Origin of the sequence: Vibrio sp. NFR (assembly GCF_027587095.1) — a bacterium.
Taxonomy (GTDB): domain Bacteria; phylum Pseudomonadota; class Gammaproteobacteria; order Enterobacterales; family Vibrionaceae; genus Vibrio; species Vibrio harveyi.
The window spans coordinates 318,834-345,634 of the sequence record NZ_JAPPTN010000005.1; the positions used below are offsets into that span (position 1 = coordinate 318,834).

At 43.7% G+C, this 26,801-nt stretch carries 25 protein-coding genes; 7 read left to right on the top strand and 18 right to left on the bottom strand.

Annotation, left to right across the window (positions count from 1 at the left end):
* Window positions 1-20: 20 nt before the first annotated feature.
* From OH463_RS12215 to malK, 16 genes are all read right to left on the bottom strand, one after another.
* Complete coding sequence (locus tag OH463_RS12215) at window positions 21-638, bottom strand: glutathione S-transferase family protein (protein WP_069688093.1); 618 nt, start codon at window positions 636-638, stop codon at window positions 21-23.
* Between the two features lie 15 nt (window positions 639-653).
* On the bottom strand, window positions 654-1,685 hold the full coding sequence (locus OH463_RS12220; RefSeq protein ID WP_069688094.1) for an NADP-dependent oxidoreductase: 1,032 nt from the start codon (window positions 1,683-1,685) through the stop codon (window positions 654-656).
* Window positions 1,686-1,787: 102 nt separating this feature from the next.
* Window positions 1,788-2,375 carry a TetR/AcrR family transcriptional regulator gene (locus OH463_RS12225; RefSeq protein ID WP_009697152.1) on the bottom strand — a complete coding sequence of 196 codons (588 nt, stop codon included), beginning with the start codon at window positions 2,373-2,375 and terminating at the stop codon, window positions 1,788-1,790.
* Between the two features lie 50 nt (window positions 2,376-2,425).
* Window positions 2,426-2,746 carry a N(4)-acetylcytidine aminohydrolase gene (gene yqfB / locus OH463_RS12230; protein WP_005432046.1) on the bottom strand — a complete coding sequence of 107 codons (321 nt, stop codon included), beginning with the start codon at window positions 2,744-2,746 and terminating at the stop codon, window positions 2,426-2,428.
* Window positions 2,747-2,900: 154 nt separating this feature from the next.
* Window positions 2,901-3,287, bottom strand: a complete 387-nt coding sequence (locus tag OH463_RS12235; protein ID WP_009697151.1) for a VanZ family protein — start codon at window positions 3,285-3,287, stop codon at window positions 2,901-2,903.
* Between the two features lie 2 nt (window positions 3,288-3,289).
* On the bottom strand, window positions 3,290-4,597 hold the full coding sequence (locus OH463_RS12240) for an oligosaccharide flippase family protein (protein WP_017188673.1): 1,308 nt from the start codon (window positions 4,595-4,597) through the stop codon (window positions 3,290-3,292).
* Window positions 4,598-4,605: 8 nt separating this feature from the next.
* Window positions 4,606-5,637 carry a glycosyltransferase gene (locus OH463_RS12245; protein WP_017819348.1) on the bottom strand — a complete coding sequence of 344 codons (1,032 nt, stop codon included), beginning with the start codon at window positions 5,635-5,637 and terminating at the stop codon, window positions 4,606-4,608.
* Window positions 5,637-6,467 (bottom strand): putative capsular polysaccharide synthesis family protein, encoded by an 831-nt coding sequence (locus OH463_RS12250; protein ID WP_069688095.1) that lies wholly within the window; start codon window positions 6,465-6,467, stop codon window positions 5,637-5,639. Before OH463_RS12250 ends, OH463_RS12245 begins: the two co-directional genes overlap by 1 nt.
* 72 nt (window positions 6,468-6,539) lie before the next feature.
* Window positions 6,540-7,790, bottom strand: a complete 1,251-nt coding sequence (locus OH463_RS12255; protein ID WP_045489950.1) for an O-antigen ligase family protein — start codon at window positions 7,788-7,790, stop codon at window positions 6,540-6,542.
* Entirely contained in the window at window positions 7,756-8,808 is a 1,053-nt protein-coding gene (locus OH463_RS12260) for a glycosyltransferase (protein WP_069688096.1), read from the bottom strand. The genes OH463_RS12255 and OH463_RS12260 overlap by 35 nt, the downstream gene beginning before the upstream one ends.
* A 2-nt stretch (window positions 8,809-8,810) precedes the next feature.
* The gene (locus OH463_RS12265; RefSeq protein WP_017188677.1) at window positions 8,811-9,620 is read right to left on the bottom strand and encodes a putative capsular polysaccharide synthesis family protein; all 810 of its coding nucleotides are present in this window, start codon (window positions 9,618-9,620) and stop codon (window positions 8,811-8,813) included.
* Entirely contained in the window at window positions 9,598-11,793 is a 2,196-nt protein-coding gene (locus OH463_RS12270; RefSeq protein ID WP_069688097.1) for a GumC family protein, read from the bottom strand. The genes OH463_RS12265 and OH463_RS12270 overlap by 23 nt, the downstream gene beginning before the upstream one ends.
* The gene (locus OH463_RS12275) at window positions 11,793-12,326 is read right to left on the bottom strand and encodes a polysaccharide biosynthesis/export family protein (protein WP_005453398.1); all 534 of its coding nucleotides are present in this window, start codon (window positions 12,324-12,326) and stop codon (window positions 11,793-11,795) included. The genes OH463_RS12270 and OH463_RS12275 overlap by 1 nt, the downstream gene beginning before the upstream one ends.
* A 12-nt stretch (window positions 12,327-12,338) precedes the next feature.
* Window positions 12,339-13,565, bottom strand: coding sequence for an outer membrane beta-barrel protein (locus OH463_RS12280; protein WP_422455960.1), 1,227 nt, complete (start codon window positions 13,563-13,565; stop codon window positions 12,339-12,341).
* Window positions 13,555-14,955, bottom strand: a complete 1,401-nt coding sequence (locus OH463_RS12285; protein ID WP_069688099.1) for an undecaprenyl-phosphate glucose phosphotransferase — start codon at window positions 14,953-14,955, stop codon at window positions 13,555-13,557. The genes OH463_RS12280 and OH463_RS12285 overlap by 11 nt, the downstream gene beginning before the upstream one ends.
* A 413-nt stretch (window positions 14,956-15,368) precedes the next feature.
* Window positions 15,369-16,487, bottom strand: coding sequence for a maltose/maltodextrin ABC transporter ATP-binding protein MalK (gene malK, locus OH463_RS12290; protein WP_005453403.1), 1,119 nt, complete (start codon window positions 16,485-16,487; stop codon window positions 15,369-15,371).
* Window positions 16,488-17,155: 668 nt separating this feature from the next.
* Here malK and malE point away from each other — a divergent pair.
* The 3 genes from malE (at window position 17,156) to malG (ending at window position 20,892) form a co-directional block, all read left to right on the top strand.
* On the top strand, window positions 17,156-18,334 hold the full coding sequence (gene malE / locus OH463_RS12295) for a maltose/maltodextrin ABC transporter substrate-binding protein MalE (RefSeq protein WP_005453405.1): 1,179 nt from the start codon (window positions 17,156-17,158) through the stop codon (window positions 18,332-18,334).
* Between the two features lie 80 nt (window positions 18,335-18,414).
* On the top strand, window positions 18,415-19,989 hold the full coding sequence (gene malF, locus OH463_RS12300; protein WP_269991352.1) for a maltose ABC transporter permease MalF: 1,575 nt from the start codon (window positions 18,415-18,417) through the stop codon (window positions 19,987-19,989).
* Window positions 19,990-20,001: 12 nt separating this feature from the next.
* Window positions 20,002-20,892, top strand: coding sequence for a maltose ABC transporter permease MalG (gene malG / locus OH463_RS12305; protein WP_005432001.1), 891 nt, complete (start codon window positions 20,002-20,004; stop codon window positions 20,890-20,892).
* A gap of 369 nt (window positions 20,893-21,261) precedes the next feature.
* Here malG and OH463_RS12310 read toward each other — a convergent pair whose 3' ends face one another.
* Together OH463_RS12310 and OH463_RS12315 are read right to left on the bottom strand one after the other, a co-directional pair.
* The gene (locus OH463_RS12310) at window positions 21,262-21,507 is read right to left on the bottom strand and encodes a hypothetical protein (RefSeq protein WP_005453409.1); all 246 of its coding nucleotides are present in this window, start codon (window positions 21,505-21,507) and stop codon (window positions 21,262-21,264) included.
* A 162-nt stretch (window positions 21,508-21,669) separates the two neighbouring features.
* Entirely contained in the window at window positions 21,670-22,155 is a 486-nt protein-coding gene (locus OH463_RS12315; RefSeq protein WP_005453411.1) for an acyl-CoA thioesterase, read from the bottom strand.
* Window positions 22,156-22,605: 450 nt separating this feature from the next.
* Here OH463_RS12315 and OH463_RS12320 point away from each other — a divergent pair, with 450 nt between their 5' ends.
* Genes OH463_RS12320 through OH463_RS12335 form a run of 4 tightly spaced genes read left to right on the top strand, consistent with a single transcriptional unit; the run spans window position 22,606 to window position 26,799 of the window.
* Window positions 22,606-23,502 carry a hypothetical protein gene (locus OH463_RS12320; protein WP_269991355.1) on the top strand — a complete coding sequence of 299 codons (897 nt, stop codon included), beginning with the start codon at window positions 22,606-22,608 and terminating at the stop codon, window positions 23,500-23,502.
* A gap of 11 nt (window positions 23,503-23,513) precedes the next feature.
* Window positions 23,514-24,242, top strand: coding sequence for a hypothetical protein (locus OH463_RS12325; RefSeq protein WP_009697141.1), 729 nt, complete (start codon window positions 23,514-23,516; stop codon window positions 24,240-24,242).
* The gene (locus OH463_RS12330; RefSeq protein ID WP_017188682.1) at window positions 24,242-25,420 is read left to right on the top strand and encodes a hypothetical protein; all 1,179 of its coding nucleotides are present in this window, start codon (window positions 24,242-24,244) and stop codon (window positions 25,418-25,420) included. Before OH463_RS12325 ends, OH463_RS12330 begins: the two co-directional genes overlap by 1 nt.
* Window positions 25,402-26,799, top strand: a complete 1,398-nt coding sequence (locus tag OH463_RS12335) for a hypothetical protein (RefSeq protein WP_017188683.1) — start codon at window positions 25,402-25,404, stop codon at window positions 26,797-26,799. The genes OH463_RS12330 and OH463_RS12335 overlap by 19 nt, the downstream gene beginning before the upstream one ends.
* The last annotated feature ends 2 nt before the right edge of the window (window positions 26,800-26,801 follow it).

The following is a 26,801-nucleotide window of genomic DNA, read 5'->3' on the forward strand; positions in this document are numbered from 1 at the left end:
TTGAGAAGGTCTCAACTCGATTAACCGAACTTCACTTCAAGTTCTTCTGCTTTAGTAAACGCAGGATGAGTCGCTAACTGTGCGCCATAACGTTGGATGTTTGGGAAGCGCTCAATGACGCCAAACTTGTTTAGGATGTCGACAATAAACGACATCATGAAATCCGCGCCTGTTAGCCGCTCTTCAATAAAGTAGGTTTTTCCTTTAAGGCTTTGATCAACGTAACCCATGACTTTCATGGTTTCCGCATCTGCATAGTCAGCTAGGAAATTCGTTTGCACGCCATCTTTAGCGACAAACATTTTGAGAAGCAATGGAACCATGGCTGAGCTCTCTGCAAAGTGCATCCATTGAATGTATTGCGTGTAAGCTTTGCTGCCACGTTCTGGTGCAAAACGCCCGTCCGCGTACTTCTCAATTAAGTATTCAGTGATGGCACCAGACTCTGTAACGATCTCGTCGCCATCTTCCAATACGGGTGACTTGCCGAGTGGGTGAATGCTCTTGAGCTCAGGTGGAGCAAGAAAGGTGACGCCGTCACGAAGGTAAGGTATGACTTCATAATCTACGCCCAGCTCTTCTAGTAACCAAATGATGCGTTTTGAACGAGACTGGTTTAAGTGATGCAGTTTAATCATAGAAGAATCCTTTTCTTATACAGGTTGATTAGTTTTAATAACAAGTTTGCCGAAGTTTTTGCCTTCCAGCAGACCGATGAATGCTTCTGGTGCATTTTCTAAACCTTCCACTAAATGCTCACGGTAGTGGATTTTGCCTTCCGCTAGCCATTGGCTTACATCTTTCACGAAATTTGTGTAGCTTTGCTCATAGTGATCAAAAATGATGAAACCTTGCATCTTGATGCGTTTGACCAGGATGTTGCCCATCAACATCGACATACGATCGGGACCTTCTGGTAACGCTGTCGCGTTGTATTGAGAAATCAAACCACAAAGTGGCACGCGAGCGCCGACATTTAACAGAGGTAACACGGCATCAAAGACTTTACCGCCTACGTTTTCAAAGTAGACATCGATACCTTTGTCGCATGTTGCTGCTAGTTGATCTGCAAAGTCATCTGCGGTGTGATCAAGACAATCATCAAAGCCTAGGGTCTCTTTTGCGTACTGACACTTCTCTGCGCCGCCTGCGATACCGATTACACGACAACCTTTTAGCTTACCGATTTGACCAACCATAGAACCGACCGCACCGGTTGCAGCAGCGACAACTAGAGTATCACCAGCTTTAGGCTGACCAATTTCCAATAACCCCACGTAAGCGGTAAAGCCAGGCATACCAAGCACACCAAGGGCATAAGAAGGATGCGTCGGCTCACTGCCTAATTTAAATAGACCTTCGCCGTTAGATAGCGCGTAATCTTGCCAGCCTGTGTAAGCTACCACCCATTCGCCTGCTTGGAAGTCAGAGTTCTTCGATTCCACGACCTGACAAACGGTCCCGCCAACCATCACGTCGTTTAGTTCAACGGGATCTGCGTAGGATTTGCCTTCATTCATTCGACCGCGCATATATGGGTCGAGAGATAGGTATACGCTGCGCAGAAGCACTTCACCTTCACTTGGAGTAGGGATAGCAGTTTGTTCTAAACGGAAGTTCTCTGGGACTGGCGAACCTTTTGGACGGTTAGCCAATACGATTTGACGGTTAAGCGTTTGGGTCATGGTAAGTTCCTACATTAATTATTAGACCAGTCGTCTAGTTTTTATTCCTAAAAAATCCGCCGTACTTTTTGGGTAAAGATAAGGCGGATTAAGTGTGGTTCGTTATTTGCCTTTTAGCATACTTTGAGTGCTCTCAAAGCTGCGTATTAAGCCGGAACGATCCTGATACAGTTTGTTGAGTAAGCTTGCACCAATCCATTGATGATAAATCAAGTGGGCGGTTTGTTCTGCTGATTCAACTTGGATAGAGCCGTCTTCAATGCCCGCTTGGACACAATCTTCGATGGCTTTCACCACTTGAGTGGCACCCGAAGCCAGTCTTACACGCATTGCTTCTGAAAGATCAGAAACTTCCGCGCTCAACTTCACCACCAAGCATTTGTTGGCATTACATTGACCATTTTCAATCGCCATCCAGCGCTCGAAGTAGCTCAACAGGCGCTCGGAACCAGAGCCTTCACTTTCAGTAAAGTGGGCTGTGATCATTTTAAGGTAGCGAGAGAAGTAATCTTCAATCAATGCCTCACCAAATTGCTCTTTCGACTTGAAGTAGTGGTAGAAAGAGCCTTTCGGCACATCCGCTACCTTTAATAGTTCTGAGAGTCCAACACTGGTAAAACCTTTGGTCACTACCAACTGGTAGCCGACATCAAGAATGTGTTGGCGTGTATCGTTCGTTTTTGCATTCATGACTAATACTATAAAATCGATTAGACCAGTCGTCTAGTAATTTGTAAATCTTACTTGATCAGTTCGTATTCAATCACATACAGCTCATCGATATTTGGGTAGATCTCACGGATAAGTTCTTTCAGTTTTGGCAGTTCAATCGCTTCTTGCTCTGCGTGGAACTCATTGATGTCATCAAACTTCAGTGGTGCTACTGACAGGATTTTAATGTCGCATACCTTGCGATCTGTTTCTAAAGTAAACACTTCCACTTCGGTATTGGGCACGTAGTGGCTTTCTGATTCATCACGAATCGTGATTGTCTTTTTACCTGCAGTGATAAGTGGTGTTAGGAATTCAAAGAAGGTGATTTTAGTTGGATGCGAAGACATAACCGATGCTCATATTAATGTAATAGGGCGAGAGTATATCTCGCCATTTAAGAAAAATATCCAAAAAAGTGCTCACCAAAGACGCCTATGTAGAGTCGCTATTTCGAGGTGTGTAGTTTGTCGCTTTAGAGTGTTGAGTGCGCCGAAAATATTATTATTTAACAATGAGTTTTATAAGTTTGGCACAGAAGTAACCTAATATAATACCGATCCAATTAGTGCTTAAGTCATCAAAACTGAAGGAGCGAGTTGCGATAAACAATTGGCTGAACTCCTCTAAAGAGACGATAAACAATAGGACGATCAGTAACCGAATACCAAACATGTCCGCGTTTGTTGCTGTCACCCATTTAGGGAAGTTAAACACGGCTAGAAAACCAATCAAAAGGCTAAAGGTAAAATGTAACGTACTTGAGCCGCCGACATAATTCTCTAGATTTTGGTACGTGGCATGACTGATATCAGAACTCTTCCAAAGCGATAGAGAAATCGTCAGTAGTAACACTCCGATAAAGCTAATTCGTGCAATCGTATTTGTCATATTTACCCCACAGGAAAAAAGCCAAGATAACGTTTCACGAAGTAGAGTGCGGCTAAGTTTTGGATTGCTAAACCTATCGCCATTGCCCAAGCTGCGCCTAATACGCCGTACCATTGAGAGAGCGTGACCAGTAATGTAATGGAGATGACACCAGATACGATAGTGATGTATTTCATGGTCTTTTCATGTCCACTCATAAGCAATAAAAACCCAACTGAACCTGTTGCTACATTCACTAGTTGCCCTAGCGACAATGCAACGAGTAAGGGCGCAGCTGCAGTAAACTCTTTGCCAAACAGTTGCATAACAAACTCAGGAAAGGCGACGCACACAACCACGGGAATCATTGCTGCTCCAATATTTGCACGGCATGCCAAACGACTAAGGCTTTGCAGTCGATCTAGTTTTCCTTCCTTATAGAGTGAAGCAAACATCGGAGCGACGACGAAGTTAATTGTGACTAACACAAAGCCAATGAGTAATGAGGTGCGTTGTGCTGCAGCGAGTAAGCCAAGATCGGAAGTTGCGAGAAAGAAACCCGCAATGACCAAGCTGCCCCACTGAACCAAATTGGAAAAGATGCTGCCAAACCAAACTTGTTTTGCTGAATAGGTTAGCTCGGTATTTTTCTCCGTTTTCCCATGACTATATTGATCAGACTTAAGCCATTTGATGCTCGATTGGAGAGCGACAGCCCCTGTTGCTATGACGAGTAAAATCATAAGGAGATCTGCATCAATTGAGTAAGCTCTCTGAGCCACTAATACCAGCGCAACCATAAAGAAGCTCACGCCGAGTTGTAACGCAAATAGCGAGGGGACAACTCGTCTAGAGGCTTGCAATACTCGGCTATTTGTCTGCCCAATAACGAGTAATGGGATCGACAACAAAGCAAGTGCCAGTGCAGCGTCGGAAACGCCAGTTGTGTTTACGTGTTTAGGGAAAAAGTTGAATGCCAAGTAGATAAAAGTACACGCTGCTACACTAAACAACAGACTTCGTGCTAGCGCGATACGGTAGTTGTTGCTCTGTTCCTCACTATTGTTATTCGAGAAACCAATAGCGTTGTACTTAACAAGCGAAACATCAAATCCTAACTGAGAAATAATGGCAGTGAAGTAAGCGAGATTAAACAAAAAGAAAAACTGCCCTGATGTCGATGCATCTGTGACTCGGGAAACGATGAGCGTTAAAAGAAACGCAAAACCAGCACTCAGAACACGGGTAACTGCGGTTTGAAAGCCGAGGGAAAACAGACTTTTTTCCTTGTTCTGAGTGGCTGCGCGCTTTTGTTGTAGTTGTTGAAGCATTTGATCCTCTAGCTGTAAATGCTGATTAGCGCGATTCGTTGTTTTTCTTCACTAAATGTTTCATTGAGCTCCTTTGAGTACTGATTGAAGTCAATATCGTGGTAGTGATTAATGCAATGGGTGATTTGTTTTGCCATCTCTTGTGGACCTTGTGCCAAGAAAGGGTAGTTAAGATCTTTGGTGGCACCGATAGAGCGAATGACCATAGGTAAATGCAGCTTCGCCGCTTCAAGAATGGTCAGCGGCATACCTTCCCAAGCTGCAGTATGTAAGTACAAATCCGAAGTTTTGAGTAGGCTAACGACTTCATCTCGTGGAATCATGCCCGTGACTTTAATACCTTGTGCACGTAACTGATCTTCAAGCTCTCTCTCGCCGCCACCAATCCAAGTGATATCAATATCATGTGCTAACTCAGCCTTTTTGATTTGACCGAGTGTATCAAGCAAGAACTGAGGATCTTTTTGTGGAGCGACTCGTCCTAGAATGACCAATTTCAGTTGAGTGTTGTTAGTATTTGGACTGCGCTCTTCGCTACCATAGGTTACGTAGTTATTGAGTAACTCAGCGCGCTTAGCGCCTATGCTGATGGCTAAATCGCATTCGCGTTGACTGCACCCAGCAACAACATCGATTTTTTTGAGCGCGATTTTTTCTAACGTCTTGTAAATCTGTTTGGCAAAATTGGAAATATCTTCACGTTCAAATGCATAACAGTGGGGCGTGTAGATAAGGCGAGCATGACCGAGCTTTAAGAATCGACCGAGGAAGCCCGCTTTACTTGAGTGCAAGTGAACAAAATCTGGCTTGATCTCCGCAATGAATGCGTTTGCGTCCTTCATGAATTGCAATAAGTTGCCCTCTACCCATTTTGTGTGGCTAAAGACATGGTTGCTTGATTCATTAGTCATATCATTTGAGCGAGCACGAGCAAGCAATGAATGCTCGAATGCTTCGCTACGCGAAGAGTGAACGTAGCTGTAGAGTGCTGTTTGAACCCCACCGCCAAAAGCTTCGGTTATGTGCAGTACTTTCTTCATTATGCTTTGGTCCCTGGAGTTTGCTTCCACTTGTTCTTAAATGCTTCACGCTCTTGCTCTGAGTAAAGGTGACGATAAAGAGGAAGATCGTACATGTAGAAAAGCTTGGAGAAGTCGTAACGCTCTTTAAAGTACTGATGGATATTGGAATACCACTTGTTCTTTGCTTCGTTGCTGTTTTTAAGAATAAAATCATCAAGCTGAAGAAACTCACCGATCTCTTTATCAAGGGAGCTCAGCTGTTCGCATTTAATTAGAATTACACTCGCCTTTTCATTACTGAATGTATAAAAAGGTTGAGTGTTATCAATCTCTTGGCGAAGTACATCGATGTTGAAGTTACGTTTAAGCTCGTTATCGAACCAGTTAGCAAAATAATTAAGGTTAAGGTAGTTATCGAAGCAATGCTCTAAATGTTTGTAAGTCACATCCATATCGCGATGGATAGCGTCGTTTTTCTTGCCTTCGATGAATTGAATATGCAGGTCTTGGAAAAAGCGGGAGAAAACCGTTGCAATTGGGTCACGTACCAGAGTCACAATCTTGATGTTGTCGCGCTTTTGTAAGATGCGTTTTCTTTTGTTGAGAACAAGGCGATACATGGTGCGTTTTTTAAAGTCGAAGAATTTACTCACATCTTTTTTATTGTGGTACATCTGGAACTCTTCGTGATCATCAAACGTGTGGATGTGGTAGCTCGGAATTTTACGCTCACCCAAAGTATGCTCAATAGACGACGAACCGACTTTACCCATTTGGTAAACCAGCACGAAATTGTCTGCTTGAAGTTCTCGGTTTTTCTCAAATTGTCGAGAGATTGAATATTTCATTTATCCTATCCTTGATAGCTTTAAATTGTTTGCTCTTCGCCATTTCTATTTGTTGGTTGGTGGCGAAATCAGTTAATTGGGTTTTGAATCATGAGCAGGTTGAGAGTGGAACTCTGCCGAAACGGTTGTCTCTTGCTGGAGGTTATAATGCCTTGCTTTACTGATCATGACGGGTAGTAAAAGTATTAAAATGATGGTGGTATTCACGGCGACAAAAAACACCATGATTAGAGCGTAGATTGCGAGTAGGAAGCTCTTTCTATTCTCTTCCAATGAGTTGAAACAGCCCTTCATAAAGTGCACATAACCACCAAATAACAACAAAATGCCTAATAGCCCGTATTCGATAGAGGTATCTAGAACAAAGTTGTGGGTGTAAATCGCTAACTCATCGTAGTTAAAGTAGTTGATCATGTAGTGAGGTAACATCTTTGCTCCGACACCTAAAATTGGATATTGAAGCAAGATGTCTAACCCGTTTGCCAAGAGCAATTTACGGTGTAAATTGGAGACCCAACGCGCTTCACTTTGGTTGGCAAATAGGATGTCTTCCTGAGTAATTTCGAGCTTGTCTGCAAGCTGGTCAAAACCCACGTAAAGCGTTGTTGATACGACGAAGAAGATGACTAAACTTACCCCAATCAGAACAGTCCAAGTGTAGGTCTCACTGATGGTTTGTCGTACTAATCGCTTGATCACCAGTTGATCCATAAAAACCAACAAGCAAAAACCGAGCAACGCTTTTCTCTCTTGAGAAAGAACCAGTAGTACGAATGCAAATAGCATTAATAGGGGAAAAGCGCGGATTTTGTCTCTGTAAAGGTAGAGTAGGGAGCAGAGAACACCGAAGGCGTACTTACTCACGCCCAATAGCTTGAATCCACTCTGATAGCCTTGTGAGAAGTGCCACAGCGCAACAAGAGAGCAAATTACCAGTAAGCTGTATGTAAAATAGACCATGATTCGCTCGTCGTTAAAGACACCGTAGGCGTAAAGTAAACACAGCAAACTTAATATGGCTACCCATTGAACTGTCTCCGTGACCAAAGGCATAAATGGGACACGATTAAGAAGTCCATTGACAAAAACATAGCTGGTAAACAGTAATAAGAAGCCCATGCGAGGATGTAGCAATGCATGGGTCTTACCTTCCAGTATGATAAGAGCCACCAAACCGATCGAGAGCAAGCTTGCAATATCGGAAGGCGCGAGTACGAGGCTACCTGCTCCCACTTTAAATGGTGCGAAAAAGAGGGAGAGCGTAATTGCTGCCAGTAATGAGATGCGACTACTTACTGGTGCAGAGTTGCTGGTAAAGTCCATAGTAACCGTCTCGGAATTTGTCGATGGTGTATAACTTGGCGCGATTAACTGAGTACTCGCTTGCTCTGTTGTACATTTCTTGGGTGGTGCAAAGTTGAGTTAATTTGTGGGCAAGTTGCTTTGAATCTCCCAGATCAAACAGGTATTCGCTGCTGCCCATGACTTCATCTAATCCAGGTACGTCAGAAGACAATACTGGCAAACCTGCTGCCATCGCCTCAACCGCAGCTAAACCGAAGCCTTCCACTTTAGAAGACTGGACGTATACGTCGATGTCGCTCAGGAATGACGGAATATCAGAGATGATGCCGTGAAAATGAACCCTTTCGGCAATATTGAGTTGATGACTAAGAGACTGTAGTTCGGTGCGTTTACTGCCATCTCCCGCTAAGTGAAGCTCATAATTGGTCGGCATTAGGGCAGTCGCACGAATCAAGGTTTCATGGTCTTTATGCTCATGCAGTCTTCCGACCATACCGATATTAATAACTGGCTTTTGTAGCACTGAACTGGCGGACTTTGCGACCATTGGAAAACGTTCGAGATCAACGCCATTGTGTACAACACGATATTTGTGTTGGTAGTGAGGCATGAATTTCACGAGCTCTTCTTGCACTTTTTCACTGATGCTAACAGTAAGGTTATGACCTCTGTAAAGCAGGTGTTCCATGAATTTGAATAGGGGGTAGTCACGGCGGCGGTTATAAGAACAATGCTCGGTTTGAATTCGTTTTTTCCCCACAGCTAATAGCGCGAGATAGATGGAAGGATATAGGTGACCATGAACTAAATCAGGCCAACGCAACAGTGACCACTTTTCTTTTAGTGAAAGCGTTTTCCAGTTAAAACATTTGATGCCTTGAGCAGATAACAAGTCCAGATAGTCGTTGTCATCGCACAATACAAGAATCTTTATATCGTATTGAGGTGCGTGTTCCATCACAAGATCCACAAGGAATTTTTGCGCGCCTCCATTTTTGGATAAGTCATTGATGATATGAAGTATTTTTGTTTTCATAATTAGGCAGATAAGTAATCTTTTTTGAACTTTTCGATCTCAGATGCAGAAAAGAAATGCTTAGTGAATTTAGAAGTGAGCATTTCTTCAATGAGCGCTACTTTGGGATGAAAAGTACGTTTAAATTCAACAAGAAGAGGGGAGTACCACTTGTTATCGGCTTGGTTGTCATGCTGCACCTTTACTTCTTGTTGTAAAAAGGTGCTAATTGCTTTTTGTGACTGATCGAGTTTATCGACACGAACAACCATAAGAGAGAAGTTGTCCTTTTGGTAAACTTGATATCCAAGCTCATGATCAAAAGGGTGTGTAAACACGTCGATGCCAGTGAGTGGCTTGATTTCATTATCAAACCATTCCAATGGATATTGATGGTTTACATGCTCCTCAAAAGCTTCATGTAACAATTGAGAACGTTCAGAGCGTACTGCACTGTCATCGTTTAAGTACTTTGCCGCCATCCAGAATGGTAGGGATTGGAAGAACATGGATATGTTTCGACCAATCGGCTCACGCACTAAAGAAATGATGCGGACTTGTTTCTTACGCTTGAGCATGCGACTCATGATCAAGCGCTTTAATAAGCGCTTGATGTAGTTAGTCGCAGGGTTATGCAGTTGTGCACGAACTGGAGATATCTGTTTTTCTGCATCGATAGACATCAGATCGTGTAGATGAATCGATTTTGGAATCGATTTCTCCAACGCGCTCGACCCCACTTTTCCCATTTGATAAATCAGTACCGGGCTGTCCTGCTCCTTTAACAGTTGGTACCACTGCATGCTAAGGCTAATAGGCGTACTGCTGGACATAATTCGCTTCTCCTTCCTTTGATTTTGCCTGAGTAATCAGAACGCCAAGCGAAGGAACTGAGTGTTGAATTTGTTTAGATAGCGCTGCGTTAACCAATGATGCCTTGGTCGATTCTGATCGGATTACCGTAATTAATCCGTTTGCTTTCTTACCTAGGATGAGTGCATCGCTCACTGATAGCAGTGGAGGCGTATCAATAATGATGCGGTCATATTTCCCCTTGAGGTATTCGATCAATTTGTCGAAACGATCGGATGCCAACAACTCTTGTGGGTTTGGTGGAATAATCCCTGCAGGCAATACATCTAGATTCGCCTCCTCGCTGCGAACAATACACTCACTTAGCGATGTATCCATCGTAAGGATATTGGTGAGTCCAGGGCTCGACTCCGAGATATTAAAACGTTTGGCGATCGATGGTCTGCGTAAGTCGCAATCGATGATCAAGACTTTCTCCATGGTGGAAAAAGACACTGCCATATTGATGCTCGTTGATGTTTTACCTTCTTCTGGAATAGCTGAAGTGAAAGGGATCACTCTCTGTTTCGAGTTTGTTAATCTGAGCAGGAGAGAGGTTCTGACCGAACGGCAGGCTTCGCTGAACAGTTTCTCATCTTTGTCGAGATAAGCGGTATAGCTCACCCCACCTTTGCGTAGATTACGCTTTTTCACTCTTGGTATTGTGCCTAGGCAGGTGACACCCAGCTTTTCTTGTACATCTGAAGAAGTACGAATCACTTCACGCAATGTTTCTAAAATGATGACAAGCGCACAGGCAATAGCAAAACCAAAGAAGGTTGCAATTAACACCAGCTTCATACGTTGTGGCGCAATCGGGAAAAGCGGAATGATTGCTGGATCAGTAAAACGCGCAGTGACGTTTTTGTAATCGCTAGTGGCACTGGTCTCTTTCTCGCGGTTCAAAAACGCTTCATACAAATCTTTGTTCGATTCGACCTCTCGCTTCAGTTGCTCATACTTGGCTTTTTGGGAGCCTAACATTTGGAAATCTGACTTTTTGCTGTCTAATTCCGCGCGAAGCATATCTTCTTGCGCTTTCGCTGCGAGTAAGTCTTGTTGTTTGCTGAATGAGATTTCGCGAATCAGCTGTTGAGTTCGGGTGCGAATTGAATCTAGCTGAGCCCTAGCTTGAACCATACGGTCATGCTTTGGTCCATAGCGTTGAGAAAGCTCAGAGACATTTTTCTCAGCTTGAGCTTCAGAAAGTTTAAGATCGCGGATCTGCGCTTGGTTTGCAAATTCGTCGATAGACAGAAGGCTATCTAAGTCTTGTGAAGATTTACGCTTCAAAAGGTCGATCAGAGTCTGCGCTTCAATACGGTTGTTAATCGCGGCATTTAACTTGCGGCTTAGCTCTTCGAGTTCACTGGCGTAGATATCATCAATACCATTGATATCAATCAGACCTTCTTGCAATAAGAAGTCTTGTAGCGCTTGCTCAGACGTTCTCAAGCGTTGTTCTAGCTTTTGTGAGTTATTGGTCAACCAAGTCGCTGCGTTTTGAGTAATTACTAGCTTGGCTTCGAAGTTGGTATCGATGTATGCCTGACCGACGGCATTCGCAATCTTGGTCGCAAGCTCGGGATCAGTAGAGCGAAAGCGAATTTTCACTAGCTGAGTGTTACGTACAGGTTCGATCTCTAGCTTCTCTTTGAATGCTTGAAGAGCTTGGTAGTATGGCTTTGCATGCTGTTGAGTTTCTTCAGGGTTTGGAGACACTCGTAACACATCTTGTACTAGCGGGATGGACTTAATCTCATCAATTTTCTGCTCAAATCTACTTGACCCTGTGAACTCAGGGTGCTGGGTTAAGTTAAGCTGAGTAATCACTTTGTCGGCAATGTGATTTGATTTAAGAATGGCGATTTGAGTTTGAAAGTACTCTTTTTTAGTGGTGTCCACGCCGTACACTTCTTCAATTGAGAGTGCACTTTTTTGCTCTTCTTGAATAAGAAGGGTAGCAGTGGCTTGGTATACCGACTTTTTCGAATAGATATACCAAGTGCAAGTGAGAGAAAAGATGATGGTAAACGCTAAAATGCTTAACCAATTCTTTTTAAGTGTTCGGTAGTGATGCCCAAAACGAATCAACTCGATGCGATTGGAAGAAGGATGAGTAGAATGAATTCCGTTCATTGAATTGCCTGTCATTAGAAGAAGCTCTGATCGATAAATACAATGTCGCCAGGCTCTACCGAGCGCTGCATGTTGACGCTTTCAACAGTTTTACCTGTTGCATGTTGGGTAAGGTTGATACTTTTTCTTGATGCTCGGTCGGTCAAACCACCGGCTAGAGCGATCGCTTTTTCTATGGTGAGCCCTGGTTGATATTCAAACCCACCTGGTTTTCTTACTTCACCGTTCACATAGAAAAGTCGAAAGCTGTTGATTGTGACCATGACTTTAGGGTTAATGAGGTAATCACCTTTTAGCCCGGTTTCTATTTCGTATTTCAGCTGTTTTGGTGTTTTGTTGATCGCCTTGATGCGTCCTAGGTATGGGTAATCGAAGTAGCCATCTGACGTAATTAGGATGTTTTTTATCGTCAGATCTTCTTCGCCATACACTTGTACAGAAATAGTATCGCCTGTATCGAGCAAATAATCTTGCTCACTGGTATTTGCCGAAACAAAGGCGCTAAATAGAACCAGCGTTAAGCCAAGCAGCGTTGTTAAAAGGTTCATTGATATTCCTTGTTATAAAGAGAATCGGGCACTGATAGACCAAACGTTTTGGTCAAAACTATAGCCCTGCAAGTTGGAGTTTTTATCTTGATAGCGCCAATCTGCCTTAAGTAGTACCCAGCGCTTAATTTGATAATCCACACCTGCGGACAAGGCGTAGCGATCCTCGTTACGTGTGACGCCGGTATAGTCATCTTGCTGATAGAGTGCTTCTAAACGTGTGGTTAAGTAGCTGTTCCAATCTTGCTTGAGCGCTAGCGTATAACGAGTTTGCAAGTTGTAATCGCCATCCTGATCTGGGCTAACCGCAGCTTGAGTCGTCTTTAAGGTCAGGAGCGTGTGTTCCTGTGGTTGCCATTCCAATCCGATATCCCAACTAAATCCCTCGAAGGTTTCTCTTTGATGACTATCGAAGTCCTTTATTTGGTAACCCAATCGCGCGATACCTTGTGTTTTCCCCGTGACTTCCCACTGAGCACCGGTGTAATAGAAGCCCGAGTGATTATCTTTGGAAGGTACATTTGGATTATCTGTTTGATAATCTGTTAAGGTTTGTTTTGTTCCGATTAACCAATAAGTCCTGGGTGTGGCGCGCAAATAAAATTCGAGATGCGCGCTCGGCGCTCGAAAGTCGTTGTATTTGGTTTTAGAGTCAGGCTTTCCTGGCAGTCCATCACGGTAGTTCTGATAGGTTTTATCTTGGTAACCTATACCAAACTCAAACCGTCCTTTTGAACCGTCAGAGCCCAATATGTAATTGGATCTGAAAACATTGCGATGAAACTCCAACGGATCGGTAATTTTGTTTCCTTGCCCCTCAGTAAACTCTTCACCTTTTTCTTCATGCTGAGCGCGAAATTGGTAATCCAAGACCAAGCGGTTACGATGATTAAACTCAAAGAAGTTAGTGAACTGAATAACATGATCATCGTAATCATTTTGTTCATCAGAGGAGAAGCCCGCGCTTAACTTATAAAGCAAGTCTGCACGGTATTGATTGCGTTCAATCTTTGTTAATAGGCTTGGCTCAACACCCCAAATATTTACTGATTCAACGTTTTCACCTTGGTCAGCTTTCGCAATGTTGTCATTGCCTTCATAAAACACGCCTACGGTAGGAATAAACTCAATGCCTGATTCGGTTCTGTAAGCCATCGGTTCTGCCATTGAAGCAGCAGAGCTTAGTACCAGAACACCCCCCAAGTACGTCTTTTTTATCATGATCGACTTAGTACGCATTTGAACCTGTAAATCCTTTGAATATCGTCAGGAAGATGATTTTGATGTCCATCCAAACTGACCATTGGTGGATGTAATCCAAATCGAACTCGACACGCTTTTCCATTTTATCGAGTGTATCGGTCTCACCACGGTAGCCATTGATTTGCGCCCAGCCTGTGATGCCTGGTTTTACTTTGTGTCTTAGCATGTAACGGTCGACGATTTGGCGATATTCCTCATTGTGTGAAACCGCATGCGGACGCGGACCGACAATCGACATCGTGCCTTGCAGAACATTGATAAACTGGGGCAGTTCATCAAGAGAAGTGCGACGTAGGAACCCACCAAATGGTGTAATGCGAGGATCGTTTTTGGTGGCTTGTTTTACGTCGTTCCCTTGCTCCATCGTGGTCATTGAACGGAACTTCCAAACTTCAATTTTTCTGCCATCCAATCCGTAGCGGAATTGCTTAAAGATAACCGGACCTTTAGATGTAGCTTTAATGCCGATAGCAATTGCGAGTAGGATTGGTGAAATAAGAAGCAAGATAATGCTTGATAAAACAATATCTTCTAGACGTTTTACCCATGATGAAATACCAGCGAAAGGTGTATCGAAAACGCTGAGTGTTTGAACTTGACCTATTTGATCCCAACGAGAGTGCAGTAAGTTATAGGTAAAGAAATCAGGGATAAGGTAAGTGTTCGCCGTGGTGTCTGAAAACTGAGTCAGGAATGATGCAATACGCTCGTTAGCGTGCATTGGCATAGCGATATAAACGTAATCCACTTCACCGCGTTTAGCTCGTTCTAAGGCTAGACCAACATTGCCTTTTATTGGGTATTCGGATTCTGGCAATCGGTCTTTAGAGCGCTCATCGTAGAAACCATCAAATAAGACACCATGCTCTGTGTGGCTTTCTAGTTCATTTGCAAGTGTTAAACCGTGTGGCGTTTGACCAATAATAATTGCAGTTCTAGTGTTGTAGCCCATCTTTCTCATGTATGCCAAGACCGCACGAAACGCAACGCGCCAAGAAAGAAGTAGTACTGGTGTAATTAAGAACCAAGATGCAAGAATGTAGCGCTCGAACAAGATATGTACTTGAGAAAAGTACAGAACCATAAACAGGAAGGTGCAGGTCACTAACCATGAAATGCACAGGATAAATATTTGTTCTTTAAATGAACTGGTGCGCCAAGAACGATATAGCTTTCCGCTCTCAGCCATGATGAGGAAAGAAACGCTGCCTACGAAAGATAGGATAACGTAATCTTTGTAGAGTGACGTGTTGGCATCTTTGACAACCAAAAACAGCATAAACGAGACGATGACTACGAGATCAGAGATGCGGTATAAAAATGCGAATTCCATCTCATGAGAACGTATGAGTCCTTTGTGTTTCATAACCTAATTTCCCTTAAGACACGCTACCGCCATTGGGTGTCGTTTCCCAATATCCGTGTCGTTAACGCTTTTTAGTGATAAATAAAATGTGTTTGTCGGTGACCGCAGAAAACCGATCTATCAATCACCATAATTCGGAAATTAGTTTAAAAATTCGCTCTGTTTAGGTAAGTGGAAATAAGAATGAAATTTAGACCTTCGGCTAATATTGGCAGTTTAGGAAAAACTTAATACTTGTCTGAGTAGGGCGGGTAAAAGTACTAATCGTAAAGGATTGAAAAGAAACTAAGGTTTTAATTTGCTTATGGTCTATCGAATTAATTCTTAGGACGGAAAATTAATACGTTAGTTTCGGAAATAAAAAATCCCTCTCGAATGAGAGGGATTGGTAGCAAGCAAAGGTGAAAGAAGTTTTACTCGAAATCTACGCCGTTTTCTTTATGTAGTCGGCGGCATGCGCGACCATCGCTGTGGAATAGGTGACAACGATGTGCAGGGATACCGATTTCTAGTTTGTCACCAGACTCTACTGGTAGTGTATCTGGTTGACGGTAGATAACGTCTGCGTCCGCCCCTTCTAGGTTTAGGTAAACTTGAGTCTCGTTACCTAGTTTCTCTACGATCATCACTTCACCGTGAATTGTCGCATCAGCGTCAACGGCTTGAACTAAGTGCTCTGGGCGAATACCTAGTGACATACGGTCACCGCGGTTCACCGTCGTACCATCTACTGGGATCCAGAATGATACACCGTTAGAAAGTTGTACTTTTACGCGCTCTGATTCGACTTCGTCAATGAAAACACTCATGAAGTTCATCTTTGGTGAACCAATGAAACCAGCAACAAAACGGTTTTGTGGGTAGTGGTAAAGCTCTAATGGCTTACCAACTTGTGATACATAACCACCATCAAGAACGACAATTTTGTCAGCCATTGTCATCGCTTCAACCTGATCGTGCGTAACGTAGATCATGGTACAACCAAGCTGGCGTTGTAGCTTCGTGATTTGCGCACGCATGTTTACGCGCAGTGCTGCGTCCAAGTTTGATAATGGTTCATCAAGAAGGAATACATCTGGTTGAGACACAAGCGTACGACCGATCGCAACACGTTGACGTTGACCACCAGAAAGTGCTTTTGGTTGACGCTCTAGCAGGTGACCCAACTGTAGAATTTCTGCTGCGTGTTCAACACGCTTATCGATTTCAGCTTTGTCAGCTTTTGCTAGTTTCAGACCAAATGACATGTTGTCATATAGGTTTAGGTGTGGGTAAAGAGCATAAGACTGGAACACCATACCAACACCACGTTTGGATGGTTCTACGTCATTCATGCGCTGGTCACCAATATACAAATCACCTGAAGTAATGTCTTCAAGACCGGCAATACAACGTAGCAGGGTAGATTTACCACAACCTGATGGACCTACGAAAACAACGAATTCACCTTCGTTGATCTCTAGATCTACGTTCTTAGAAATCAGTACGTCGCCATACGCTTTACAAACATTTTTTAACGTGACACTCGCCATGTAGCTCGTCCTCGATCAATTTTTATTATTCACCGCTCATCATTATATGAATTATCTAGCGAGCAGTAACAGTAGGAATCGGTAAGTTATTGGGATTGGTAAGAAAAACAGGGTAGCGCTCCAAATGTCCTGAACTGGAGCACTACCCATCATAGCCAAATACGAGTTTCTCTCCCCCACATTATTCGTGTTGTCTCCCCCGTGAAATAATTACCACAAACAACACCAATAATGACATTCCACTCGTATGGCAATGAAAAACCAGCAAATCTTTTCACCTATAGGGTAGGTACTGCTGGGAAAGGGTTCTTACCATCCACTCTTGGATGACTGCAGTTTCTAAGATTGTGTTCACTGCTACATCCTCCTAATCGAAATAATTGTAGGGGGAGTAGGCGGGGAGGAGTCAAAAAGGAGGAGTAGAGTGGGAGTTGGGCTGAAATCACATTATTGCGTGACCTAAAGTTGAAACCGATCACAGGAAGTATTCATTTTGTGATTTGAGTCTCTAACCCTTGGCGATTCAGATCACGAAAATACGTCATAATTGCAAGGGCGTAGGGATTAGGAGGATGAGACATATAGGATTATTTCAGATGATATATGTCGAAATACGGCTGAACCTCAATGGACTAGCCCTACATCAAAAATATAAAAAGGATACGAACATGAAAAAATTAAGCGCTGTAGCACTAGGTACTCTTGTTGCTTTGGGTTCTTTTGGTGCTAATGCTGCCATCGAAGAAGGACAACTGACTATCTGGATCAACGGCGACAAAGGCTATAACGGTCTTGCTGAAGTTGGTAAGAAGTTTGAAGAAGACACTGGCATCAAGGTAACAGTGGCTCACCCAGACGGTCTACAAGACAAGTTCCCTCAAACTGCAGCGACAGGTGATGGTCCTGATATCGTATTCTGGGCTCACGACCGTTTCGGTGGCTACGCAGAATCTGGTCTACTAGCTGAAATCAAACCATCTAAAGAAATTCAAGACGGCATCGTTGATTTTGCATGGGATGCAGTTCGTTACGACGGCAAACTTATCGGTTACCCAGTAGCAGTTGAGTCTCTATCTCTAATCTACAACAAAGACCTTGTTCCAAACCCACCTAAGACTTGGGAAGAAGTAGCAGCGCTAGATGCGAAGCTTAAGAAAGACGGTAAGTCTGCGATCATGTGGAACCTAAAAGAACCGTACTTCACATGGCCACTAATGGCAGCTGATGGCGGCTACGCGTTTAAATACACATCTGAAGGTTACGACATTAAAGATGCTGGTATCGCGAAGGAAGGCGTGAAAGACGCGATGAACTTCGTTAAAGGTCTAGTAGACAAAGGCGTAATCTCTGCGGATATGGACTACTCAGTATCTGAGTCTGCGTTCAACCAAGGTACTGCAGCAATGACTATCAACGGTCCGTGGTCTTGGGGCAACATCGAGAAGTCTGGCATCAACTACGGTGTAACAACACTGCCTAAATTCCAAGGTCAGTCTTCTAAGCCATTCGTTGGTGTGCTAACTGCTGGTATCAGCACCGCATCACCTAACAAAGACCTAGCGGTAGAGTTCATCGAGAACTACCTACTAACTAACGATGGTCTACGTATGGTTAACAACGACAAGCCTCTAGGTGCAGTAGCGCTTAACTCGTTCCAACGTGAGCTAGATTCAGATACTCGTATCGCAGCAACAATGGACAACGCGATGAACGGTGAAATCATGCCAAACATCCCACAAATGAATGCATTCTGGGGTGCAGCTAAGAACGCTATCATCAACGTTGTTGACGGTCGTCAAACTGTAGATGCTGCTCTAGCAGATGCAGAAAAACAAATGACTAAATAATTCAGTAATACCCTTTTTAAGGAGGGGGCAACTCCTCCTTACTTTTCTATATTTATCCTATATTCGCTAGCAGGTTCCCTATGCAGTCAGTTCAAGGTACAGATGCTATGACAGCACCAGAAGCCAGCCTACCAAGCAGCAAAAAAGTGTTCACCAAATGGGCACTATTGGGCACAGTCGGCATTATCAATGGCTACGCAACTATCTTAATGTATTCTCGCGGTGAGATTGCGTTTGCGCTACTTACGATCATTCTAACCGCATTAGCGCTATTCATTTTTGGTAGTAAGAAAACTTACGCTCACCGATACATCTACCCTGGTATTGCCGGGATGATTCTATTCATCCTGTTCCCTTTGGCATATACCGTCGGTCTGGCGTTTACTAACTACAGCGCGAAAAACCAGCTTTCTTTCGATCGTGCACAGACTGTACTGTTAGACAGAACTTATCAGAGTGGTGAAAGTTTCCCATTCACTCTGTACAAGACTGAGCAAGGTCATCAAATTGTTGTGAAGAAAGGCGACGAGCTATTAGCAACGCCAACCTTCCAACTTGACGGCTTCTCTGCAACGGATCTTGATTTAGCGCCTATCACTGAAGCGACTGGTGACAAAGAGCCAATCAAAACTATCGTTAAGAACCGCAGTGCACTAAGCAGCGTTGACTTGCACCTTCCAAGCGGCGATGACATTCGTATGAGCGGTCTACGTAAGTTCGCAGCTGTGGTTCCGCTATACACACTTCAAGATGATGGCGAATCACTGTTCAACAACCGTACTCAAGAACTATTGCGTCCAAACATGGATGTGGGTTACTACCAACCCGTTGATGAGAATGGTCAGTTTGTTGACAACACAGTTTCTCCTGGTTTTGTCGTAAACATTGGCACAGATAACTTTGAGCGAGTTTGGAAAGACGACGGCATCAAAGAGCCTTTCATCAGTATCTTCATCTGGACGGTCGTATTCTCAATCCTGACGGTTGTGTTCACGCTAGTTATTGGCTTAGTTCTAGCGAGTGTTGTTCAGTGGGAGGAGCTTAAAGGTCGAGCAGTGTACCGAGTACTATTGATTCTGCCTTATGCGGTTCCGGCGTTTATCTCAATCCTAATCTTTAAAGGTCTCTTCAACCAAAGCTTTGGTGAGATCAACATGGTATTGAACGCTATCTTTGGTATTAGCCCATCTTGGTTCTCTGACCCATTCCTAGCGAAAACCATGGTAATGATCGTGAACACTTGGCTTGGTTTCCCTTACATGATGATTCTATGTATGGGTCTACTAAAAGCGATTCCTGATGACCTTTATGAAGCGTCTGCAATCGATGGGGCGAACTTCGTCCAAAACTTCATGAAAGTAACGTTACCTATGATGATTAAACCTCTGACTCCACTACTGATTGCGAGCTTTGCGTTTAACTTCAACAACTTCGTAATGATTCAGCTATTGACTGGCGGTGGTCCAAACATGATTGGTACTTCTGAGCCAGCGGGTTACACCGACCTACTAGTAAGCTACACGTACCGTATCGCGTTTGAAGGTGCAGGTGGTCAAGACTTCGGTCTAGCAAGTGCAATCGCAACGCTTATCTTCCTATTGGTTGGCGCGCTAGCACTATTGAACCTACGTTTCACTAAGCTATCTCAGGACTAAGGAGTAACGACCATGGCTATAGTACAAGGTAAATCTTTAAAGTACCGTGTATGGGCGACCCATATTGCTCTTTGGGCTTTCCTGTCACTGATTATTTTCCCACTGCTGATGATCATTGCGATCTCATTCCGTGAGGGTAACTTTGCAACGGGTAGTCTGATTCCAGACAACCCATCGTTAGAGCACTGGAAGTTAGCACTAGGCTTCTCGGTAACAAATGCAGATGGTTCTGTAACACCGCCTCCATTCCCAGTACTAACTTGGCTTTGGAACTCAGTAAAAGTTGCGGGTATCACGTCAATCCTTATCGTGGCACTGTCAACAACTTCGGCTTACGCGTTTGCACGTCTACGCTTCAAAGGTAAGAACACCATCTTGAAAGCGATGATGATCTTCCAAATGTTCCCGGCGGTACTTGCGCTTGTGGCTCTTTACGCATTGTTTGACAAACTAGGCCAGTACATTCCGTTCCTGGGGTTAAACACGCACGGTGGTTTGATCTTCTCTTACCTAGGTGGTATTGCACTGCACGTGTGGACCATTAAAGGTTACTTTGAGACGATTGATAACTCGCTAGAAGAGGCCGCGGCATTGGATGGTGCTACGCCATGGCAAGCGTTCCGTTTGGTACTACTACCACTATCTGTGCCAATTCTAGCTGTAGTGTTCATCTTGTCATTTATCGGTGTTGTAGGTGAGGTACCGGTAGCATCTCTACTACTTTCTGATGTAAACTCCTACACACTAGCAGTTGGTATGCAGCAGTACCTATACCCGCAGAACTATCTATGGGGTGATTTCGCAGCTGCAGCAGTATTGTCTGCACTACCAATTACAATCGTATTCTTGCTTGCACAACGCTGGTTAGTCGGTGGTCTGACAGCTGGTGGTGTGAAAGGATAATCTCAGTTGGTCTCTGAGAGAAAAGAATAACTAGAAAAGGGCGACCAAATGGTCGCCCTTATATTTAGCATCGATATTACGCTTTTGGTTTGGCCGCCGATCAGTAATATCAGGCTTTATTGGCGTTACGCATAGCTGGCTGTTAGCTTAGTTCCTTACGCTTTAATCACTAACAGTTTCTTGTAACCATAACCTGAGTCTCGACTCAGGTTTTTTTATACCCGTAGAATCTCTATGCTTTCTTGTTTCCGATACAGACTAACCAGTTTGCAATGGATTACACAGTGACATCAGAATGCCCTGCGTATCACTTCACAGAATTAATTTAAGCGTATTTAGAGGGAAGGGGCTGGATTTGCTGAGAAAGCGTTAAAACTCGCGGCTAGAGGGAGCACAGCCTACATATTGAAGTAAGGTATATAAACTTTCTTGCTGTAGAGCAACACGGCGGAATAGATCGGCAAAAGTTGAGTCACCACCAAAACAAGTTTGTATGTAATGGTTAATTTCTTCTTCGTTGTAGCCTTCGACATACATGGTTCTGACCCACTGATATTCGACCGCTTTTAAATTGGTTAATGTATTTTCACTTAACGTGGTCTTTTTTAAGCTCAAGATCCAAACTCTACCCAACACCAAAATTGTGGGTGGATTTAACCAAATCAAAGTGAAAGATTTATGACAATTTGAACCTGGCATGAAGTGAATGACAGAACCATGACATTACTTCACGGGTACACCCAAGTGTCTGGAGGACACTTGGGTATATAAGTTGATTTATTTGAGATATTTGACGTGAGCTTCCATTTCTTCGCCAATCTGCTTGCGCATATTCATTAGGCGAATAGCCGATTGTTCGAGCGCTTTATCTTCTTCAGACTCCGGTTTCCACTTAGGAACATCAGTTGGCTTTCCGTCTTCGTCAACCGCAACCATGATGACGATGCAATGTGTTGTAAGGCGGTTTTTCAATTCTTTTGGATCGCTGGCTTGTACATCAATAGCAATGTGCATTGAACTGCGCCCCGTATAAATGACCTTGGCACTGACCTCGACTAAATTCCCAACATGAATTGGGGCGACAAAGCGAATACCACCTGCGTACGCGGTAATGCAGTATTTTCCACTCCAAGCTGCACTGCATGCGTAAGCTGCTAAATCGATCCACTTCATTACGGCGCCGCCGTGTACTTTGCCACCGAAGTTTACGTCTCCAGGTTCTGCAAGAAAACGAAGGGTAATGTCTCTTTGACCACTGCTCATCTGTCATTCCTTTGTGCGTTGTTTAGCTTCAATGTAACAGCAATGCAACGACTCTTAAATACGTCAGCAAAACATTTATCACATCAGTGTCGCTTCGAGTTGGATTAAGCAATCCGAAAGCTGGCTAAAAATCCTTCAAAAATCGAGTTTTATCATTTTATAGATAAAACATAAGTCACACTTATTAAAAAAATACACTATTGATAAAAAGCGCACTAATTCAATTAATTGAATATCTGTTTTGTTGGTTATCTTACTTTTGAGAATGATGTGTCTTTGTTTGTAAGGGTTGTGTAAGGATCTGTAATTGTGGAATGAATATCACATAATTTCATTTGTGAATAAATATTCATTCGGAATGCTGTTTGGTGATTGTTTGCTCAATTGCATACGGTTTAATTATTTCGTATGGTTCTGCCCGTTTTTAAATAACACTTTATGGTTAGTCTCTTGTTCCGTGTTTTAAGTCTTAGTTTAGCTATCTCACTAATTAGTATAAAGATATATGCAGGGGTGGACTCTGGGTATCTGTATGCTTCAGGGTTTGGTGACGCTGAACATGTAGCTCTAAAAGATGCTAAGAAGCAATTGGCACTTAACTTGATTAGTGTTATCGAAGTGAATGAAAAGTCATCTATTGTTAAGACTTCCCATGGTGTCGACTCCTCTTTTTCTCAGGATTCATCCATACATTCACTTCCAATTGAAATCCCTCACTTGGAAGTTTTAAGTCATGAATGTGGCGAGAAAGGTTGTGAGTATCGCTATCGGCTGAGTAAGAAAACCTGGCAGAAACAGGTTGAGCATGATTTGACGGTCTCGTACCAAACGGCTGCGATAAAACTTAAAAATCTCAACAACAACTGGCGTGGTGTGAAGGACTACTTTCATGCTGAAGAGCTAATGACGAAAAGTGCCGTTCAGCTCGATGTGCTTGGTATTTTAGATTCCGATGCTGCACAGTCATACCGTGCACAACACCTACAGATTAGCGAAACGATGAACGCGAAGAGAGAAATGCTCTCGATTTCGTTTGTCGCATCGAATGATGCTTTTTCTCATCAAATTCACGAGTTGCTATCACATCACGCATTTGCGTCGAATCATGGTGGCATCTCCGTTTATATCAAGACGAAATCCCAGCAGGGACGACAAGGGAAAGACTTTGTCGCCAAGCAAAGTATTCAACTTAAAGTCTTCGATTCAAATTCATCTCATATGGTGACCCAAAAAGTGATCACCGTGTTAGGTAAATCCCAAGCTAGCTCTGCGGCGGCAAAACACGCTGCTGAGCAAAAAATAATTAAAAAGCTTACTAATAAATCTATCTATTCAGTATTGATCTAAAGGATACAGAAATGTTTAAAAAAACAGTCATGGCTTCTCTATTTGCTACCGCACTAGCAGGTTGTTCTTCAATGCCAGGTATGGAGTCTGCGACGGTTGACCGCAACGAAATGAGTGCAGCTCTTGTTAAATCTTGTACTGAGCTAGGCTCTGAGTACACACCAGTATCTTACGCTGTAGACAAAGTATCTAAAGTGATGGTGTCGATTCAAGAGCGTCAATGTGCTGTATTCCAAGACTACCGTACACTAGCAGACAAGCATGCAGACGTAGCAGGTTTCCTAAAGATCAATGCTGATAAGAGTGACGAAGAGCTTCTTGTTGCGATGAATGAATTCGATGAAGGCAAAGCTGAAAACAAGAAAATTCGCCCACAAGTTGAAGCGTACAAAGCGGCGTCTGATTCAATCTTTGACAAGAACGTTGAGCTAGCGAAAGACATCGCGCTTGAGGCGGCTGAAATTGCAATTATTGCTTCAGACAACGCGGCAGTAATTGCGCAAGATTCTGCAATGGCGGGTTTAGGCAACGCACTTTCTTTCCTATCGAACGAGTCTGAAGAAGAAGGCGAAGCGGATGCAGAAGCAAAAGAAGAAGTGCCAGTTGTTGAAGCTTACAACGAGATGAAAGCACGTTCTCTTCTTGTTTACGACGCAAACGACATGATTTCTCTAGACCAAAACACAATCGAGCAACTAGAGAACCTAGACAAAGTTTTAGCAGAGAAAGTTAAGTCGTAATGAAATATTCAAAGATCGCAACACTTGTCGCTGCTGGTCTTGTTTTGGCTGGGTGTAATAGCACGCCCAGCCAACAAACTTACGCAGTTGAGAGTAACGCAGGCAATTCGTCTTTAATCATTGGTAAGTCAGCGTTTGAATTCACCAACAGTGACATCGAAGTTCCAGCATACTTCAACACTCAAGGTCTTCAATTCTGTACTTACGAAGCAAACGAGAAAGACAGCCGTTGTCCGTTAGCTAAAAAGACTATTCGCCTTTACTTCGGTGACGTTCAAACTGACGTTAGCGAGAACCTTCAAGGCAAATCTGCCGATGTATTCAATGCAATGCATTCAAGTATTGGTAAGTTCGAAACGAAAGCGCTTGAGAACACGTTAGAAAACCAATTTGCGGGTGTGAACCGTTTCCGTATCTTGACGCGTGACACTAAGTCAGTAAACGCGGCGATGGAAGAGATTCTTGCCGATGAAGGTGCAGCAAAAGTCGCACAAAAAATGAGTGGTCGTGACAAGTTATCGACGGACTACATCATGAAGGTCGACGTGCTTAAAACTGGCGATATGCTCTTTGGTTCTACGCAGTCTTTATTCCAAACATCAATGGAAATGACGACGGGTGTTATTGACCCGTACACTCGTGAAAAGCTGAGCTACCCGAATATCGGTAAGATCCGCGTTTCTAACTTTGATGTTCGTGATAAGGAAAGCTTCACAACCGTAATCGCAAATGGTGACTACTACCGCGGTTTTAACTACACCAGTAGTAAAGACGTTGATTCTGTGATGAACGAAATGGCGTCACGTGGTTTCGATATCATGTTGACTCGTCTGCTAAAAGAGATGCCAGCAACAGCACAAGTTATGGGCATTAAAGGCGACCGAATCTCGCTAGATCGTGGTCAAAATGCTGGTGTATTACCAAATGAAACCATGGTTGTATTTGAGTACAGTGCAGGTTTTGTTGAGCCAATCGGTGTGGCGACGGTTAACCCTAGCCAACAAAGTGCTCAAGGCAAAATCGTACGCTGGAAAGACAGTAAGCTTGCTGAACAAGTGAAAGACGAAGCTGAGCAGGGTATTTACCGTCCAGATCGTCAGCGTCGAATCTTTGCAGTTAGCGTCGGTGTCCCGATGGAATTCATGAAGGAACGCAGCACATGGGCGCAAAAGGGATAAGTCTTAGTCTTACCCTCGGTGGATTGCTTTCGGCTGCACCTGCAGCTGCGCTTGAACTTGATAAGAGCCAGTCAACACTGGCTCTTGTTGAGCAGGGGTGCGCCTATGGTCGTGGTGCGTTAGCGATAGAGGGGGCGAAAGCGGATGCGATCAATAACCTGCGACTGTTTTTAAATGGGCAGGTTTCACTTTCTTTATCTTCTGAAGATTCCGAATTACTCAACGAACAGTTTAATCAAGCTGCTCGAGAAATGTTGGTAACTGGAATCGAGAGAGGGATGATCACTGCGGATTTTGGGCAACCTGAGATCTACGGCGATGATACCTGTGTGAATGTGCGTCTTATGCCACCAACGCAAACAGAAGAAGACTCAGACGAGGGTATTGTTTGGGGTTCTGACTCGACGGTTTCTGTTGTGGTCATCGGTGAGGGTATCCCGAACGCTAAGCAAGGTTTAAGTGCGCGCCAAGCGGCTGAGCAAGATGCATTTCGTCGTGCTATCAGCCAAGTTTTGGGCGTGATGGTTAAATCTGGCTACCTCCAGCAAACCTATTCAAGCATGTCGGCAAATGCGGTCAGTGATGACTTTAACTTGCATGATGTGGCTGTCCAATCCTTATCAATGCAATCGCAAGGTATGATTACTGGTTGGAGCGAAATTTCTAGCCAAACTAAACCAAATGGTGTGCTTGTCGTGACGCTCGATGTGTCTGTTGAACGCCAAAAGGTTGAGGCTAAGATCGCTCAACTTATCAAGAGTTTAGGGCAACCTGCCGTTTACGTGGATGCGCACCTTCCGGTTGTTCAAACCACGTTCAGTAGCTCTCTTGCTCAGATGGGCTTCGATCTCTCTGGTACTCCAGAGCAGGCAACCATCATTCTTCAAGTTCAAGAAAAAGAGAAAGTGACGCCTTCCGGCTTGCAGTTGGAATTGGCGGCTAAGCTATTAGACCGAGCGGGTAATGAATACGGTAATTGGCACAACGATCCAACACTGATGACCCTTCCTAACAAAGAGGGGATGCTGAATGAACTAGCGTCAGTGCACTTGGCTGTCGATCAAAACCAGAAAATGCTGACTCAAGCGTTACATAGCGCCGTCCAAAAAATGGCAATGCGTGGTGGCCCGGTTAGAGAATTGATCTTTACGCCGAAAGCGGCGGGTCAACAAGGTCAACTTTATACCTTGCTTAGTGCGATTAACGGCGTTTCTGATATCAAGATTGAAAGTCGTTCTGGCAAGGTTATTGTCCGACTTCGCTCATTAAACAACGCCAATGACCTTGCTCAGTTTATCCAGCCAACGTTGCGCATTCATCAGCCAAATTATCAGTCCAAGCTACGTGTTTTGAACGATTACCAAATCAACGTGCTTTAAGA

Coding starts and splice junctions, on each gene's coding strand:
- OH463_RS12215 (WP_069688093.1), bottom strand. CDS start 638: ATGATTAAACTGCATCACTTAAACCAGTCTCGTTCAAAACGCATCATT.
- OH463_RS12220 (WP_069688094.1), bottom strand. CDS start 1,685: ATGACCCAAACGCTTAACCGTCAAATCGTATTGGCTAACCGTCCAAAA.
- OH463_RS12225 (WP_009697152.1), bottom strand. CDS start 2,375: ATGAATGCAAAAACGAACGATACACGCCAACACATTCTTGATGTCGGC.
- yqfB (WP_005432046.1), bottom strand. CDS start 2,746: ATGTCTTCGCATCCAACTAAAATCACCTTCTTTGAATTCCTAACACCA.
- OH463_RS12235 (WP_009697151.1), bottom strand. CDS start 3,287: ATGACAAATACGATTGCACGAATTAGCTTTATCGGAGTGTTACTACTG.
- OH463_RS12240 (WP_017188673.1), bottom strand. CDS start 4,597: ATGCTTCAACAACTACAACAAAAGCGCGCAGCCACTCAGAACAAGGAA.
- OH463_RS12245 (WP_017819348.1), bottom strand. CDS start 5,637: ATGAAGAAAGTACTGCACATAACCGAAGCTTTTGGCGGTGGGGTTCAA.
- OH463_RS12250 (WP_069688095.1), bottom strand. CDS start 6,467: ATGAAATATTCAATCTCTCGACAATTTGAGAAAAACCGAGAACTTCAA.
- OH463_RS12255 (WP_045489950.1), bottom strand. CDS start 7,790: ATGGACTTTACCAGCAACTCTGCACCAGTAAGTAGTCGCATCTCATTA.
- OH463_RS12260 (WP_069688096.1), bottom strand. CDS start 8,808: ATGAAAACAAAAATACTTCATATCATCAATGACTTATCCAAAAATGGA.
- OH463_RS12265 (WP_017188677.1), bottom strand. CDS start 9,620: ATGTCCAGCAGTACGCCTATTAGCCTTAGCATGCAGTGGTACCAACTG.
- OH463_RS12270 (WP_069688097.1), bottom strand. CDS start 11,793: ATGACAGGCAATTCAATGAACGGAATTCATTCTACTCATCCTTCTTCC.
- OH463_RS12275 (WP_005453398.1), bottom strand. CDS start 12,326: ATGAACCTTTTAACAACGCTGCTTGGCTTAACGCTGGTTCTATTTAGC.
- OH463_RS12280 (WP_422455960.1), bottom strand. CDS start 13,565: ATGCGTACTAAGTCGATCATGATAAAAAAGACGTACTTGGGGGGTGTT.
- OH463_RS12285 (WP_069688099.1), bottom strand. CDS start 14,955: ATGAAACACAAAGGACTCATACGTTCTCATGAGATGGAATTCGCATTT.
- malK (WP_005453403.1), bottom strand. CDS start 16,487: ATGGCGAGTGTCACGTTAAAAAATGTTTGTAAAGCGTATGGCGACGTA.
- malE (WP_005453405.1), top strand. CDS start 17,156: ATGAAAAAATTAAGCGCTGTAGCACTAGGTACTCTTGTTGCTTTGGGT.
- malF (WP_269991352.1), top strand. CDS start 18,415: ATGCAGTCAGTTCAAGGTACAGATGCTATGACAGCACCAGAAGCCAGC.
- malG (WP_005432001.1), top strand. CDS start 20,002: ATGGCTATAGTACAAGGTAAATCTTTAAAGTACCGTGTATGGGCGACC.
- OH463_RS12315 (WP_005453411.1), bottom strand. CDS start 22,155: ATGAGCAGTGGTCAAAGAGACATTACCCTTCGTTTTCTTGCAGAACCT.
- OH463_RS12325 (WP_009697141.1), top strand. CDS start 23,514: ATGTTTAAAAAAACAGTCATGGCTTCTCTATTTGCTACCGCACTAGCA.
- OH463_RS12330 (WP_017188682.1), top strand. CDS start 24,242: ATGAAATATTCAAAGATCGCAACACTTGTCGCTGCTGGTCTTGTTTTG.
- OH463_RS12335 (WP_017188683.1), top strand. CDS start 25,402: ATGGGCGCAAAAGGGATAAGTCTTAGTCTTACCCTCGGTGGATTGCTT.